This window comes from Allobosea sp. RIT-PG3_2 (assembly GCF_057321085.1).
Genome location: NZ_JBXWCA010000014.1, coordinates 22,736 through 36,775 on the forward strand (window position 1 = coordinate 22,736; position 14,040 = coordinate 36,775).

General features: G+C 63.4%; 15 protein-coding genes and 2 pseudogenes. 2 read left to right on the forward strand and 15 right to left on the reverse strand.

Features of this window, described 5'->3' with window-relative positions; all coding sequences use genetic code 11:
• Positions 1-35: 35 nt before the first annotated feature.
• The 8 genes and pseudogenes from AC2FAN_RS26550 to AC2FAN_RS26585 all read right to left on the reverse strand — a co-directional run bounded on the left by AC2FAN_RS26550 (position 36) and on the right by AC2FAN_RS26585 (position 6,955).
• Positions 36-983 (reverse strand): mechanosensitive ion channel family protein, encoded by a 948-nt coding sequence (locus AC2FAN_RS26550; protein ID WP_265055343.1) that lies wholly within the window; start codon positions 981-983, stop codon positions 36-38.
• Positions 984-1,053: 70 nt separating this feature from the next.
• Positions 1,054-1,479: pseudogene (locus AC2FAN_RS26555) on the reverse strand (cupin domain-containing protein).
• Between the two features lie 63 nt (positions 1,480-1,542).
• Positions 1,543-2,295 (reverse strand): SDR family oxidoreductase, encoded by a 753-nt coding sequence (locus tag AC2FAN_RS26560; protein WP_265055342.1) that lies wholly within the window; start codon positions 2,293-2,295, stop codon positions 1,543-1,545.
• A gap of 142 nt (positions 2,296-2,437) precedes the next feature.
• Positions 2,438-3,355 carry an MBL fold metallo-hydrolase gene (locus AC2FAN_RS26565; protein ID WP_265055341.1) on the reverse strand — a complete coding sequence of 306 codons (918 nt, stop codon included), beginning with the start codon at positions 3,353-3,355 and terminating at the stop codon, positions 2,438-2,440.
• A 272-nt stretch (positions 3,356-3,627) separates the two neighbouring features.
• On the reverse strand, positions 3,628-4,410 hold the full coding sequence (locus AC2FAN_RS26570; RefSeq protein WP_442865088.1) for an alpha/beta fold hydrolase: 783 nt from the start codon (positions 4,408-4,410) through the stop codon (positions 3,628-3,630).
• A gap of 83 nt (positions 4,411-4,493) precedes the next feature.
• The gene (locus tag AC2FAN_RS26575; protein ID WP_320109593.1) at positions 4,494-5,018 is read right to left on the reverse strand and encodes a hypothetical protein; all 525 of its coding nucleotides are present in this window, start codon (positions 5,016-5,018) and stop codon (positions 4,494-4,496) included.
• Between the two features lie 520 nt (positions 5,019-5,538).
• A pseudogene (locus AC2FAN_RS26580) lies at positions 5,539-5,769 on the reverse strand (AI-2E family transporter); the annotation flags it as partial.
• Positions 5,770-5,893: 124 nt separating this feature from the next.
• Complete coding sequence (locus AC2FAN_RS26585) at positions 5,894-6,955, reverse strand: acetylserotonin O-methyltransferase (RefSeq protein WP_265055340.1); 1,062 nt, start codon at positions 6,953-6,955, stop codon at positions 5,894-5,896.
• A gap of 349 nt (positions 6,956-7,304) precedes the next feature.
• Between AC2FAN_RS26585 and AC2FAN_RS26590 the strand changes: the two genes are divergently transcribed.
• On the forward strand, positions 7,305-7,484 hold the full coding sequence (locus AC2FAN_RS26590; RefSeq protein ID WP_476807833.1) for a hypothetical protein: 180 nt from the start codon (positions 7,305-7,307) through the stop codon (positions 7,482-7,484).
• A gap of 89 nt (positions 7,485-7,573) precedes the next feature.
• Here the strand turns inward: AC2FAN_RS26590 and AC2FAN_RS26595 are convergent, their stop codons facing one another.
• The 7 genes from AC2FAN_RS26595 to AC2FAN_RS26625 all read right to left on the reverse strand — a co-directional run bounded on the left by AC2FAN_RS26595 (position 7,574) and on the right by AC2FAN_RS26625 (position 13,077).
• Positions 7,574-8,227: a LysE family translocator gene (locus AC2FAN_RS26595; protein ID WP_265055339.1), complete on the reverse strand. Its 654-nt coding sequence runs from the start codon at positions 8,225-8,227 to the stop codon at positions 7,574-7,576.
• 87 nt (positions 8,228-8,314) lie between these two features.
• The gene (locus AC2FAN_RS26600) at positions 8,315-8,641 is read right to left on the reverse strand and encodes a DMT family transporter (RefSeq protein WP_485176990.1); all 327 of its coding nucleotides are present in this window, start codon (positions 8,639-8,641) and stop codon (positions 8,315-8,317) included.
• A 148-nt stretch (positions 8,642-8,789) separates the two neighbouring features.
• Complete coding sequence (locus AC2FAN_RS26605; protein WP_485176991.1) at positions 8,790-9,224, reverse strand: NAD(P)H-dependent oxidoreductase; 435 nt, start codon at positions 9,222-9,224, stop codon at positions 8,790-8,792.
• A 124-nt stretch (positions 9,225-9,348) separates the two neighbouring features.
• A complete protein-coding gene (locus AC2FAN_RS26610) occupies positions 9,349-10,503 on the reverse strand; it encodes an NAD(P)/FAD-dependent oxidoreductase (protein ID WP_265055336.1) in 1,155 nt (384 codons plus the stop codon).
• A complete protein-coding gene (locus tag AC2FAN_RS26615) occupies positions 10,500-11,864 on the reverse strand; it encodes an FAD/NAD(P)-dependent oxidoreductase (RefSeq protein ID WP_485176992.1) in 1,365 nt (454 codons plus the stop codon). The genes AC2FAN_RS26610 and AC2FAN_RS26615 overlap by 4 nt, the downstream gene beginning before the upstream one ends.
• Positions 11,857-12,171 carry a (2Fe-2S)-binding protein gene (locus tag AC2FAN_RS26620; RefSeq protein WP_265055334.1) on the reverse strand — a complete coding sequence of 105 codons (315 nt, stop codon included), beginning with the start codon at positions 12,169-12,171 and terminating at the stop codon, positions 11,857-11,859. The genes AC2FAN_RS26615 and AC2FAN_RS26620 overlap by 8 nt, the downstream gene beginning before the upstream one ends.
• An 87-nt stretch (positions 12,172-12,258) precedes the next feature.
• On the reverse strand, positions 12,259-13,077 hold the full coding sequence (locus tag AC2FAN_RS26625) for an IclR family transcriptional regulator (protein WP_485176993.1): 819 nt from the start codon (positions 13,075-13,077) through the stop codon (positions 12,259-12,261).
• Between the two features lie 122 nt (positions 13,078-13,199).
• Between AC2FAN_RS26625 and AC2FAN_RS26630 the strand changes: the two genes are divergently transcribed.
• Complete coding sequence (locus AC2FAN_RS26630) at positions 13,200-13,973, forward strand: enoyl-CoA hydratase/isomerase family protein (RefSeq protein WP_265055333.1); 774 nt, start codon at positions 13,200-13,202, stop codon at positions 13,971-13,973.
• Positions 13,974-14,040: the final 67 nt, after the last annotated feature.

The following is a 14,040-nucleotide window of genomic DNA, read 5'->3' on the forward strand; positions in this document are numbered from 1 at the left end:
CGCCGCAATCCACCTTGGCACCAGAATGGAGACTCCTAGGCAGGCCCCGCCAGCGAAAGACCGCTCGCGCCGCATTGGTCATGGATGAGGTCGATGATCTCGTTCTTGGCGTATGTCCCCGTTGCGAGGCTCGCGACACGGAACTGCAATTCCACCTCGATGGCCGCCGCATCGATGGCCTTCAGGGCAACGGCTGGCGGGGGATCCTTGACGATGCGAGTACTGGTTTCCAGCACTGTCCGCATCGCGTCCTCGACGATGCGCGGCCTTTGCCCCGCGGCGAAGCGCACGCCTAGTGTTATGAGGTGCGACTCGTCGGGGCGGCTCAAGCTGGTCAGGCTTTGCTTTGCCAGCATGCTGTTCGGCAGCACGACGATGTTGTTTAATCCGGTCAGCAGGTTGGTCGAGCGCCAATTGGTTTCCATGACGCGGCCCGCAGTGCCGTCACTCAACTGGACCCAGTCGCCGATCGCATAGGCCTTGCCGAGTGTCAGCGCGATGCCGGAAAAGACATCGCCTAGCGTATTCTGCAATGCGAGGCCGAGGATCAAGGCGACGACGCCCGAGGTCGTAACCAGGGTGGCGATCGGCAGGCCGAAGACGAACCCCAGGACCGACAGCGCCACACCGAGATAGATGCCGGCGACGGCCATATCCAGGATCAGGTGCGCTTCCTGCGGCTTCCGATTAAGCCTGACGTAGATGTGGATGAAGCCGATGATCGTCCAGGCGAGATGGGTCCACCAGAGAATTCTGGCGGACTTGGAAAGCACCGCTGCCAGCCCCTCCGCATAGACGTCATCGGCTTGGTGCGGAGCGATACCGCCCGTATAGAGCACGATGCTCATGCCGATGAAGAACAGGATCTGGACGATCAGGCGACCCGTCGGACGTTCGCAGCCCTGAACGTGCCACACGACGATTCCGGCGGTTCCGAGGATGTTGATCAGCACCAAAGGCAGGAAGTGGTCTTCGCCGGGCATGGAAAGAAGTTCCGTTGGCGGTAGGTCATGCTGAGGGATGATGCGCCGGATGGCTGTCCGGCGTCGCAATCTACTTCTTGAGCGGGAAGGTCAGTTCCTGCTGGGCGGTATCGACGACGAACACGGCAAGCAGTTTTGCCGGGTGGGTCTTGCTCGCGTTTGCGCTGACACCGTGACGGTCGCCTGGGTATTCCGAGAAGCTCTCGCTGGCCTTTTAGACCGTGACGGGGCCATCATTGACCTGGCTGCGGATCGCCCCTTCGAGCACGGTTGCATAGATGAAAGCGGAAGCCGGGTGTGTGTGACCATCCGAGAATCCGCCCGGAGCGTATTCAACGAGAACGCCCCTCATGCCCTTGCCTGGTACGTTAGGCAGCTCGTGGTCGTAGACCAACGTAACCTTGGCACCTTCGCCACCTCCGGGCGTGTCATGTGCGAATGCCGAAATCGACAGAAGAGATGTCAGCGCAAAGAGGCACGCCAATGACTTGATCATGTCTATCGTCCTTTCACGATAAAGGTGGATGAGCCGCTTCGAAATCGGCTCATCCACGCGCCATTATTTCGGGGGAGCTGTCGCGAACCAGCGATCGAAGTCGATCCGGCCGATGCGGGGATTGTTGTCGGAGACGAGCGAGCCAGCCTCCAGCTTGGTCCCGAAATACCGAGCATCCGGATCGGCGACGACGGTGCGGGTATCTCCGATCGCCTTGAGGTAGCGGGCGACGAAATCGCAAAGGCGCGCGCGTTCCGGGCCCGAGATTTCGATGATGCCGTTGGCCGGCGCCGCCCGCGCCGCCTCAGCAACGAAATCGGCGACGTCGTCGGACGCGATCGGCTGAAGATTGCCCGTCGACAAGCGGGCGGTGTCGCCCGACGTGCCGGCCTGGGCAATGCCGCCGAGGAATTCCATGAACTGCGTAGACCGCAGGATCGTATAGGGAATGCCGGATTTCTTGATGATCTCTTCCTGAGCGACCTTGGCGCGGAGATAACCGCTGTCAGGCAGACGGTCCGTGCCGACGATCGAGAGCGCGACGTGGTGCTTGACGCCGGCTTCCCTCTCCGCCGCCATGAGGTTCTTGCCGGACGTCTGGAAGAATTCGAGTACGGCTTTGTCCTCGAAGGAGGGCGAGTTCGCGAGGTCGATCACCACCTCGGCGTTCTTGAGCACCTCGGCTAGGCCTTCCCCGGTGATCGTATTGACTCCGGTATTCGGGGCGGCCGCAATGACCTCATGCCCCTGCTTGTGCAGGCGCTCCGCGGTCTTCGATCCGATCAGGCCCGTGCCCCCGATAATGACGATTTTCATGAGATGCCTCCTGCGCGGCCGCCGATTCGGCGCGCGGTTCGATCAATCTTAGGGTGTCGACCTCGACGAGGTCGGGTTGTGGGCCGAGCCACATGGCTTTGGAAACTGCGCAGCCAGGCTCGGCCGAGAGCCAGACTGGTATTCAATAGTCCCAGAAGACCGGCACCCAGCGGAAGGCGTTGCCCTCGACCGCGACCCGACCGACGGACGGAAACGGGAGGTGGGTGGCCACGAGCTGTTCGCCGGTCCCCGCCAGCTCCGTCAGAAGACGCTGGCGAACGCGGGCTGCTTCCTCGGGGTCATGCTCGAAGCCGTTATACCAGTCAGGATGTTCGAACCCGACAGCGAAAACGGCGTCACCGGCGAACGTCAGTCGGTCGCCGCCGGAGGACAGACGGACCACGCTGTGTCCGGGCGTGTGGCCGCCCGTGCGGCGGACGATGACACCTGGCGCGACATCGCGTTCCTCGTCGAACAGCCGCAGGTGACTGCGATACTCTTGCGCGAACCGCTTGGCGGCCGCACGAAGGGCATCCGGGAAACCCGCCGGCATGTTGACGTGCGTGAAGTCGGGTGCCTCCCAAAACTTCACCTCGGCAGCCGCCACATGGATCCGCAGGTCCGGGCGCAGTCGGTCCTTCACTCCCTCGACGAGGAGACCGCCGACATGGTCCATGTGCATGTGGGTTAGCACCACGTCGGTGACGGAGCCGAGATCGATGCCGGCGGCCTCCAGGCGCTTAACCAGTTGTCCGGCCCGCGGCAGGTTTAGTTCCGGATCAAGACCCAACCCGGCGTCGATAAGTATGACCTGCTCGCCGCTGCGCACCAGGACCACGTTCAGCGCCCAGTCGAAAGCGTCGGATGGCAGGAACATGTCGTTCAGCCAACTGGCCCGCTCGGTCTCGGCGACGTTATGCCCCAGCATCTTGGTCGGGAGCGGCAGCACCCCGTCGCTGACCACCAGAACATCAATTTCCCCGACCCGCACCGCATAGCGCGAGGGGACCAGCTCCTCGGTCCCCGGTCGTCCGGAGCGTGAAGCGACGTCTTGGCTCATGGTTCTCTCCTAATTGATGCCGTTAAAATCACGACTTGAGGAGGTTATAATGATGGTGTTATGCGAGATATCGGGCCTAAGTACAGGTTTACCTATTCCGTATAATAGGTTGATTTGATTTATACGAAAGCTATCGTATTTCATTCATCTTAATATGCCATTGTCAATCGTCGATTTAAGCAACGAATATATGTTCTATACGTAATCAGGTAAGCGATTATCGCATAATTCGGTCGCGCGCGCGCAATTTGATCGCCGTGGTCGTTGTTCGGCTATCGTGACGACGCAGCCATCTCGATCATGGATACGACCTCTGCGGGGTGCGAAATCATCAAGGCGTGCGACGCGCCGTTGATGGCGACGGTCCTCACCATCCGCGCGCGCTGCGCCATGAAATCCATAGCAGCCGGCGGAATGTTCCGATCACCGGTCCCGTAGATCATGTATGACGGCAGCGACTTCCACGAAGGCACGCCCGACGGCTCGGCCAGGGCTGCTTCGGCAACGGGGCGTTGCGTGGCAGCCATCAACGCAGCCTGTCCCTTCGGAACGTCGGCTGCAAACTGCATCCGGAATTTCTCCGGTTTGATATAGAGATCGCGCCCGCCATCCAGCGTCGCGACCGCCTGGATCGCACTTCCCAAAGTGCTTCCCGGAAACTTGCCCGAAAGTGACAGGCTGGATTCCCCCGTCTCTGGCGCGAACGCGGCCACATAAACGAGCGCCTTCACATTCGCCTGCCCATTCGCAGCTTCTGTGATCACCGGCCCGCCATAGGAATGGCCGACGAGAACGACCGGGCCAGAAATGGATCGTATGAGCGTCGCGACTTCGGCCGCGTCCCCCTTCACGCTGCGTAGTGGATTGGCAGCCGCGATCGTTTCGTAGCCTGCCTTGTTGAGCCGGGCGATCACCGCATTCCAGCTCGCGGATTCGGCGAAGGCACCGTGCACCAGAATGACGATCGGCTTGGTGCGAGGTGCTGCTTGCGCTGGTCGCATGGGCGTGGTGAGCAGTGCGGCGGCTGCCGCCAGAGCGAAGACACTCGGTTTCATATGCGTTCTCCGGGTTTGTCGGTAGGGTCAGAGCAGCCAGCGCAAGCTCGCGCCTGGAGTGGCTTGGCCGACGAATTCGCCGATCAATCCAGACGTCGGCGTCGAAGACAGGAGGAGGCGCAGGCAGGCGGCTGGGCAGTGGCGGCCAGGGAGAGGCTCCGACTTATCGGCAAGGAATTCCGCATTGCCCAGAGCGTCAGCGCCAGTCCGAGAAGCGCCGGCAGCGTCACCGCCGGAAAGTCCCGCGGAATGACAGCAGGCGAGCAGATTCCGACGGCAACCTCCCAAAAATGGAAGAGCGCGTGCGTGCAAAGCCAGGACGTCGCGGCTGCCCATAGTCCAACGCGACGCTCCGGCGCGAACAGCCCGAGACCGAACGCCACGCCGAGGAACATCTGGATCATCCCGATGTCGCGAATGAAGTGCTGGTTGAAGAAGCCGGTATCAGTCACGCCCGGGACCATCTCGTACCAAGCCAGCGGCGCGATAAGCATGAAAAGGCCGTTCGCGGTCAGGAAGATGCCGTTGAGCGCCACCATGATGACGACCGTTGCGGCAGCGGCGCGGCCTCGAGGGAGCATCAGCTCGCAAGTCAAGAGCGCTTTCATCAATCACCTCTCGCCGAAAGTGCGCTCATCATCGAGCACTCGCGTGATCTCGGAGCGGGATGACAGCACAGGAGTGAGGGGAATTGTTCTCGTTGAGCGCTTGGATCTCTACTGGCCCCTCCGACGTCTGCTCTCGATAGATCGCCAGACGGACCTGTACCTTGGCATAGACAAGAAAGAGCAACTGCATGCGCAGAGCTCGATCGGATCTCGGAGGATCGATTTCAAGCCGCCTGCTGCTTCAGGATCGTAGGGGAGAGGCGGCCGGAGCTGCGAGCTCGCGACGCTGCACGTCGGCATGCGAACGTTCGGCTCTGGGAGCTATGCCAAGTTCCGCTTTGGCGCACTTCTACGCTGTATAAGGACGGGCGGTTTTGGCCCCGGGCTGAGCTTTGGAAGGTCCGCTTTCCGTAATTCCATTCGGCGAAGCTGCCCCCCAATGCGGCCGCCGGGAAAGGCCAATTGCGTGTAGTGGCAACAGCTACCTCGGCCAAACCATCCACCGGCTCATGGGGAGAGGTTACGCTTCAAGTGCTGAATAACACTCACACCGGACCTCTCGGTGCCGGCGGACCCCTATACCTGCCAGCGACTGCCGCCTGGCGAACCGCAGGATCACACCTAGCGATGCAGCGAGAATCGCCAACAGAACGCCCACGAACCCGAACAACCATCCAAAGGCGAACAGCGCAAACATCATCCAGACCGGGTGGAGGTTGACGCGGCGGCCGATGAGGCGCAGCGAGAAGATATACTCGAAAAATCATTTCTCCGGGCCGTAATGATAGGCTGTTTCACCAAGCGCACGATCTTCCGGATCAGCTGGACGGAAGCACTGGCAATCAAAGGCGCTCACTAATCAAGCGCATTCCCGGTTACGCCGCCTGCATCGCTTCGACGACGCTCACATCGGAACTGGTGGGGATCACCCGCGTCAGGCGGAAGCCGGCCTTGGCGAGGAGCTGGCGATATTCCTCCTCCGTTCGCTCCTGGCCGCCGGGCAGCACCAGCATCACCATATCGAGCACCTTGCCGGGATGGGGCGCGTCGCCGTCGGGCAGTACCATCTCCACCAGCAGCAGCCGCCCGTCGGGCTGCATTGCCTTGCGGACATGGCCGAGGATGGTGAGGCACTGCTCCTCGCTCCAGTCGTGGATGACGTGGGACAGCACATAAGCGTCGCCGCCAGCGGGAACCTTCTCGAAGAAGTCGCCTGCCTCGATCGCCACGCGCTCCCGCACGCGCCATTCCGCCAGCAGGGCCGGCGCGTCGGCCACCACATGGGGTCGGTCGAACAGGATGCCGCGCGGCCCCTGGTACCGCGCCAGGATCGCCGCCAGCAGGTTACCGCTGGCGCCTCCTACGTCGACGACGGTGCCGAAGGCCGCAAAATCATAAGCCTCTGCGACAGCGGGCGGCTCGCGGCCATGGAAGCCGATCATCGTCTCGCTAAACATCGAGGCCTCGTCCGGATGCCGGCCGAGATAGTCGAAGACCGGCGCGCCCTGCGCCTTCTCGAATGCGGTCTTGCCGGTCTGCAGCGAATAGACGATTTCGTCGAAAGCCCCCGCGAACCAGGGGCTGCCGATGGTGAGGATGGTGGCCCGCGCCGAACCGGGCGCGCCCGTCTTCAGCGCCTGCCCCAGCTCCGTCAGGGCAAAGCGCTGGCCGTCCAGCTCGGCGAACACGCCTAGGCTGGCGAGGCAGCGCAGAAAGCGATGCAGAGAGGGCGAATGGAGCCCGAGCGGGCCGGCCAGGTCCTCGGCACTGCGAGGGCCGGTGGCCAAGTGGTCGGCCAGGTCCAGCCTCGCCGCTGCGTAGACCAGCCGCGAAACCCAAGCGGCCGTCGCCATCTGGATCAGGGTGACATGTGGGGGAAGCTCCTGCGGTACCGCCGGCGGCGCAAGGCTCGAAGCGGCGTGAGGCGTGTCGTCCATGGTACTCTCCCGAGAGGCCAACGACGGACTGCTACCGCAACCCTAGGTATCACGGCCGGCCTAGCCTGGCACGACATTGATGAGGTTCAATCAGGTCTTCGGGGAGGTAGTCGAGTTCGCGTTCTGCGGGGGCTCCAGCGCGACGGGAACTACGGGCGCGCATCTTCGGCGGCCTCCAGGACGAAGTTGTGATCGCGGCATCTGGCCTGCGGATGTCCGCTTGCGGGTGGTCAGTCAAGGTCGGCTTCTGGCGCAAGCTGGTAGTTGACCCTGGTGCAAAACGGTCAAATTCGGGGCATTGCTGCTATTGATCGGTTCTCAAGTTCTCTGCACGCTGAAAGAGTGAATTGTGACTGAGCGATTTGAACGGCACCGCCAACCCTGGACCTCCGAAGAGCTTCAGAAGCTGAAATTGCTCGCCGGAAAGGGCATGGCGCTGAAGGCGATTGCGAAAGCAATGACCCGTAGCGAAGAGTCCGTAAAGGATCGCGCAAAGCTCGACGGCATCGGTATCGCCAAGCTCCGTTAGGCCATGGGCTCTAGAGTCGACATCTCGCGTCAGAACCACGGGCGTCCGCTCTCGGGACAAGCGGCGACGTCAGCTTATGGCGCGTTTCTTCACCCGACCGTTACCGGCCGCGGACCGTCTCGGCCGAAAATCAGAGTCATTGCGATCGAGAGCATCACAAACCCGAGTACGCCCTCCTGCACGCGCTGAAACCACCCGTTTTTAGCTAGCCAGCCTCTGATCTTCGACGCCCCCCCAGCAAGCGCCAAGCTAACGATGAAGCCGAGCGTTTTCGAGATCGAGGCGAGGATCAGAAGCTGGAGCCAGATCGGGCCGGTCACGGGATCAGCGAACTGGGGTAGAAAGGCCGTGATGAAGAGGAAGACCTTGGGGTTGAGCAGGTTGGTGAAGAAGCCCTGCCAAAAGATGGCCTTCGGGGAGGATGCCCTCTGCAGCGCTGTGGGATTCGGCGGTCGATAGCAACGCCAAAGCGCGCGGCCGCCGAGGTACCCAAGATAAATCGCTCCCGCGAACTTGACTGCGGCGAAGAGCAGAGGGGACTGCTGGAAAACGGCGGCCAAGCCCAGCACGACAATCGGTATCTGGACCAGTCCCGAAGCCCAACTACCCGCAACACTCAGCGCTGCGGCTCGAAACCCTTGCGTCACGCCGCGCGTCAGAGTCAGCGCCATGTCCGGCCCCGGCGTCATGATGAGCGCCAGGGACGCGAAAACGAACAGGATCAACACTGAGGTTTCGGGCATCAAGGACATCCGGAGCAGGTGCGATGTGAAACTCGCCCTCGGCGAGCGAGAAGGTGAACTTGGCCGGCGTTGCGGCAATGATGCCTATCAACCGGAAAGCTCCAGTCCGGCAATCCCGACCGCCGTGACGCCCACGAAAACCAGCCGCAATGTTGTTGCTGGCTCTCCGAGAAAAAGAATGCCCACGACCAGCGATCCTAGGGCACCTATGCCGGTCCATACGGCATATGCTGTGCCAAGCGGAAGAACCACCAGCGCTTTCGCCAACATGCCGATGAATAGCGCCAGCAGGACGAGCGAGATCGCGCTCCACGCGATATCCGTGAAGCCGTTCGACCGCTTGGTTGCCACGGCCCAGGCAACGTCAGTGATCCCTGAAAGCACCAGTAGGGTCCATCCGAGAGCCGGCGTCATGGTGCGTTCCTCAGAAACGTCTCGGCCAGACAAGCCAGGCGTTCGGCGGCGACTTTTCGTGCGTCCGAAACGCGTTCCGGCGGCGCGGCACTTGGCGCGACCGAGATGATCTCCGCACCATCGAGACCAATAAACCTGAGGGCGGCTTTCAATAGCTGCTGGCGAGGTCCGGCCTGCCGTAGCTTTGGCCACTGGAAAAGTCCCCGGCGCTGGAAAGGATGATCGCGAGCGGCCTCTGCCGAATGAGCGGCGTGTAGCCAGTTGCAGGGTCGAAGACAAAACTGAGACCCGGCTGTGTGATGAGATCGATCCAATGTTTCAGGCGATATGAAATGCTCAGGTTCCACATCGGCGTCGACAGCACGACCGCTTCGGCCGCCTCGAGGCGAGCCACCATCCCCCTGATCCCGTTCCAGGCGTCCGCCTGGCTCGGGTCGAGCTCGCGGCCGGCGAGCCTTGCATATTTTGCCTCGATCACATGCCCATCGAAGGCTGGAAACTCCTCCTTCCAGACGTCGAGTCTGTCGATCGATAGCGCCAGGTCGCGCCGGAGAAAGACGGTCTGGCCGCTATCCGAGAGCAAGTGCCCGCTCGTCGTAAAATAGAGGTGGCGGAAGCGTCCGCTTCCCGGCAAGCACCTAATGTCCGCAAATGGCGCACTTGGAGTGCATCGCCAAGGAACGGTGAGGTAAACAGAATTGCGTCGGTCAATCGAATTCCTTGCGGAATTTCTCGCTGACGGTCGGGGCCTTGCGGAAGCGCATGATAGAGAACGGGTCAAGCGGCGTGGGCGTTTCGCCGTCGAGAATCATCTCGCTTAGGCAAAGTCCGACGCCGGGGCCGATCTGGAAACCGTGGCCGCAGAAGCCGAAAGCGTGGAACAGCCCGGGCGTCGTTCCGCTCGAGCCGATCACCGGGATCATGTCGGGCAGATAGGCCTCGATGCCGGACCAAACTCGGATGACATGGCATTGCGCCAGCATCGGCGCGACGCGGGCAAGCCCGCGCATTGCCGCCAGCGTTTTCACTGGGGGCACCGGCGCGTGGTTCGCCTGCGGATCGGCCGCGGTGCGCGGATAGCCGGCGAGGATGATGTTGCCGCGCGGGATCTGGCGGAAGATCACCGAGCCGTCGATCGCCTGCACCGAGGGTTCGATCCGATAGGGAAAAGGCTCGGTTACGAATTGCGGCGGCCCGGCTGCAAAGACCGGCGCGGTCTCACCGAAGCGCTCCGCGATCTCAGGCGCCCAGGCGCCAGCACAGTTGACCAGCGCGCCGCAGCTTATCCGGCTTCCGTCGGCCAGCATCAGCGCAAAGCCGTTGCCCTCGCGGTCAACGGCCACGACACGCGTGTTCTCCCGAATGATGGCGCCTTGTCTCGCAGCAGCTCTTGCCACGGTCGGCGTCGCCAGCCTTGGATTTGCGGTGGCGTCGCGGGCGGAGAAGGTGGCTGCGACGGCGCGTTCGCTCAGCCAGGGCCAGCGCCGGCGCAACTCAGCTGGGCCGACCCGCTCGATCGCGAGGCCGTAGGATTCCGATACCTTGGCATAGCCTTCGAGCTTTGCGTGCTCCTCCTCGTCATAGGCGAGGTAGAGATGGCCGGTCTGCTCGAATTCGCAATCCTCGCCGATCAGCGCGTCGAAATCCTCCCATAGCGCCTGAGAGCGCAGCGATAGCGGATACTGGCCGGGAAAACGCCCCTGGAGGCGCAGATTCCCAAAATTGACGCCGCTCGATTGCTCTCCGACGGCGCCCTTCTCGATCAGCGTCACGCGCTGGCCGCGCCGGGCAAGGAAGAAGGCGGTCCAGGCGCCGATCAGCCCGCCGCCGACGATCGTGACATCGGTCGTTTGCGTGCTCATGTAGGTTCTCCCGCGGCGGCGAGCGCGATCGGCTTGACCGGAGCCTGGCCCCGCAGGCGACCGGCGGCTTCGCCCCCCTGTTCGGTTCCGGCCGCGACGATCTCCTGCAAGGCCGGCCCGCAGACGCGGCCCTGGCAGCGCCCCATGCCGCAGCGTGTTATCGCCTTGACGCGGTTGACCTCGACCGGACCGAGCGCCTTCGCCATCGCGGAGCGCACCTCACCGACCGTGACGTTCTCGCAGCGGCAGAGCGTGACCGGATCGGGCAGGGCGGCGATCTGCTCCCTCGGCCAGGCGAAGGCGCGCGCCAGCCCACGCTGGAAATCGCGCAGCCGCGCGACCCGCCGCGCCAGAAGTCGGATCGCCGCGATATCCTGTGTTCGCCCGAGATCGGCGAGGATGGCATGGGCTGCGAGTGCCCCGCTCGCCTCGGCGGCATCGGCCCCGCCGATCCGCACACCGTCGCCAGCAAGGTAAAGGCCGGGGCGCGCGCGGCCGAAACCGTCGATCTTCGGCAGGAACAGCCGGAAATCCGGATCATAGGCAAATTCCGCCCCGGCGAGATCGGCAAGCTGCGTCTCGGGCTTCAGGCCATAGCCCAGCGCGATCGCATCACAAGCGAAGCGCGGCTCGCGCCCACTGTTATCGCGCAGGACGAGCGCCTCGACACGGCCGTCCCCCTCCACGGCTACCGGCGTCACGCCGTGCAGCGTCGGAATGCCCGCGCGCAAAGCCGCCGCCATGTACAAGAGCCCGCGCAGCAATGTGCGCGGCGCCCCGAGGAGGGCGGGCATCGCCGCGAGCTTGGCGGAGAATGCGGTCGTATCGGCGATCACCGCGATCTCGGCGCCCATCGCGCGGTATTGCTTCGCCGCCAGCGCAAGTAGGGGCGATGAGCCGAGAAAGGCGACGCGGCTGCCGATTAGGCAGCCCTGGTCCTTGAGTGCGGCCTGCGCCCCGCCGAGCGTGAACACGCCGGGCTTGGTCCAGCCCGGCAGGGGCGCAATCCGGTCCATCGCGCCGCTTGCGATGAGCAGCCTGTCGCAATCGAGCGTCTCGGCGCGGCCGTCGCGCAGCAGGTGCAGGTGCTTGCCGTCAATCGCCCAGACCAGAGTCTGGGGCCGATAGTCGATCTGGGAGTGCAAGGCGCCGAACCGCTTATGCAGAGCCGCATAGCGGCCGGCCTCCGAGCCCATCAGCCTGGTCATGTCGAGCGCGAGGTCGTCGGCCGGACGGCGATAGCCCTGTCCGCCGGCGCGGGCCCCTTCGTCGATCAGGATGGGCTTCAGCCCGTTCGCGACGAGCAGTTCGGCGGCGCTGATCCCGGCTGGTCCGGCTCCGACGATGACGATCTCAGTCATTGGAGTGGGCCATGCCCTGCGGTTCGGCGAAGAGCTCCAAGCCTTCGCTGACGGGCGTGGTGCATGCCCTAATCCGGCCACCGGCCGCACTCCAGACCCAGCAATCCTGGCAGGCGCCCATCAGGCAGAAGCCGGCGCGCGGCTCGGCTCCGAATTCCAGCCGGCGAGCGTGGGCGCCGTTCTCCAGAAGCGCGGCAAGGACGCTGTCGCCTCCGGTCGCATGGATCGATTTGCCATCGAAGCTGAGGGTTATCGGCGGGCCACTGCGGCGAGCCACACGGCGGAACTGCGCCTGCGAGCGTTCCATGCGATCTCTATTTATTGCAATGCGATATAAGTTTTCGGATTCTGATAAGTCGAGCCGCCCCCTGTCAAGGGCATCCGCCTCTTTTTTTCAGACGCGCGAGATGGCGTGGGCGGCGGCGATCACCAGGGAGGAAAAGCGCGAGACAACCTCCTCATGGCTGTAGCGTGAGGTGGAGGTCGCGATGTTGACGGCCGCTTCCGGCCGGCCCTGGTGGTCGACGACCGGTGCGGCGATCGAGGCATCGCCGATATAGACCTCCTCGAAGGCGGTGGCGTAGCCCTGGGCAGCCGACTGGCGCAGCTTCTCGCGCAACGCCTCACGCTGCCATGTCGTCGAGGGCGTATGCGCGCGCCGGTCGGAGCCTTCGATGATCGCCATCGCCTCGTCCTCCGGCAGGCGCGAAAGCATCGCGATGCCCGGCGCCGTGGCATAGGCCGGCATCCGCGTGCCGATGATGACGTCGGTGTTGAGAACGTGCCGGCTGAGGAAACGCGAGACGAAGATGATCTCGGTCTCCTCGCGCACGGTGAGGTTCACTGTCTCCTCGGTCTCCTTGCTGAGATGCATGAGATAGGGCATCGCCCGGTCGAGGAGGCGGCTGCTGCGAACGAAATGATAGCCGAGATCTAGCGTCTTCGCAGTCAGCTCGAAGCGTTTGGTCTGCGAGTCCTTGCGGAGATAGCCGAGCTTGGCGAGCGTATGGGTGAAGCGCTGGGCCGCGCTGACATCCATCCCGGTTTCCGAGGCGACCTGCGACAGGTTCAGCGTCTGGTGCTGGCGGCCGAAGGCCGAGAGCACGCGGAACGCCTTCTCCACCGAATTGACCATCAGGGCGTCTTCCTTGCGGCCGGCTCGGTCGGCCGGCGCCGCCGTGCGCTTGCTCTGTCTCGCGTCGGGCATCGTCATCAGGGCCTGCTCTCCTCGGCGCGATCAATGGCTGCGGCTAACGATCTTGACAAGCTGGGCCTTTGGCGCAGAATAAGCAATAGAAGTTATTGCATTGCAATAGTAACTCATCGGAGAGCGCTATGAAGGACTCTGTTCTGGTCGAGGTGCGAGGCGCTGTCGGCATCATCACCCTCAACCGCCCCGAGATTCTCAACGCCTGGAACGCGCCGATGCGCGAACGGCTGGTCGCCTGCTTCGATGAGATGGAGGCGAACGAGGCCGTCCGCGCAATCATCCTGACGGGTGCGGGCGATCGTGCCTTCGGCGCTGGCCAAGACCTCAACGAGACCAAGACCTTCGATTCGGACCGCGCCGAACTTTGGATGGGTGAATGGGAGCGGCTCTATGACCGCATGCGCTCGCTTTCGAAGCCGCTGATCGCGGCGCTGAACGGCGTTGCGGCGGGCTCCGCCTTCCAGGTCGCGTTGCTCTGCGACCTGCGCGTCGGCCATGCCGACGTCACAATGGGCCAACCCGAGATCAACTCAGGCATCGCCTCGGTCACTGGTCCCTGGATCATGAAGGAGATGATCGGGATCGCCCGCACCATTGACCTGACCCTGACCGGCCGGATGATGGATGCCGACGAGTGCTTCCGCATCGGCCTGATCAACCGGATCGTGCCGAAGGAGCAGGTCATGCAGGCCTCGCTCGCGCTTGCCGAGGAACTCGCCAGCAAGCCGCCGGTCGCCATGCGCCTCAACAAGGCGCGCTTCCGCGAGGTCACCGAGGAGAGCTTCCGCGAGTGCCTCGCCGCCGGTATCCGCAACCAGCGCGCCGCCTATGCCACCGGCGAGCCGGCGCGGATGATGGAGGCCTTCCTCGCCAAGCGCGCGGCGCGGAAGACGGCCTAATCACACCATCTTACCATCCGATCACCCACGGGGAAATGCGGAAAACCGCTTGAAAGGGGAGTAGACG

Bases quoted from the DNA above. Each gene is read 5' to 3' on its own strand.
- AC2FAN_RS26550 (WP_265055343.1), bottom strand. From the start codon at position 983: ATGCCCGGCGAAGACCACTTCCTGCCTTTGGTGCTGATCAACATCCTC.
- AC2FAN_RS26560 (WP_265055342.1), bottom strand. From the start codon at position 2,295: ATGAAAATCGTCATTATCGGGGGCACGGGCCTGATCGGATCGAAGACC.
- AC2FAN_RS26565 (WP_265055341.1), bottom strand. From the start codon at position 3,355: ATGAGCCAAGACGTCGCTTCACGCTCCGGACGACCGGGGACCGAGGAG.
- AC2FAN_RS26570 (WP_442865088.1), bottom strand. From the start codon at position 4,410: ATGAAACCGAGTGTCTTCGCTCTGGCGGCAGCCGCCGCACTGCTCACC.
- AC2FAN_RS26575 (WP_320109593.1), bottom strand. From the start codon at position 5,018: ATGAAAGCGCTCTTGACTTGCGAGCTGATGCTCCCTCGAGGCCGCGCC.
- AC2FAN_RS26585 (WP_265055340.1), bottom strand. From the start codon at position 6,955: ATGGACGACACGCCTCACGCCGCTTCGAGCCTTGCGCCGCCGGCGGTA.
- AC2FAN_RS26595 (WP_265055339.1), bottom strand. From the start codon at position 8,227: ATGCCCGAAACCTCAGTGTTGATCCTGTTCGTTTTCGCGTCCCTGGCG.
- AC2FAN_RS26600 (WP_485176990.1), bottom strand. From the start codon at position 8,641: ATGACGCCGGCTCTCGGATGGACCCTACTGGTGCTTTCAGGGATCACT.
- AC2FAN_RS26610 (WP_265055336.1), bottom strand. From the start codon at position 10,503: ATGAGCACGCAAACGACCGATGTCACGATCGTCGGCGGCGGGCTGATC.
- AC2FAN_RS26615 (WP_485176992.1), bottom strand. From the start codon at position 11,864: ATGACTGAGATCGTCATCGTCGGAGCCGGACCAGCCGGGATCAGCGCC.
- AC2FAN_RS26620 (WP_265055334.1), bottom strand. From the start codon at position 12,171: ATGGAACGCTCGCAGGCGCAGTTCCGCCGTGTGGCTCGCCGCAGTGGC.
- AC2FAN_RS26625 (WP_485176993.1), bottom strand. From the start codon at position 13,077: ATGACGATGCCCGACGCGAGACAGAGCAAGCGCACGGCGGCGCCGGCC.
- AC2FAN_RS26630 (WP_265055333.1), top strand. From the start codon at position 13,200: ATGAAGGACTCTGTTCTGGTCGAGGTGCGAGGCGCTGTCGGCATCATC.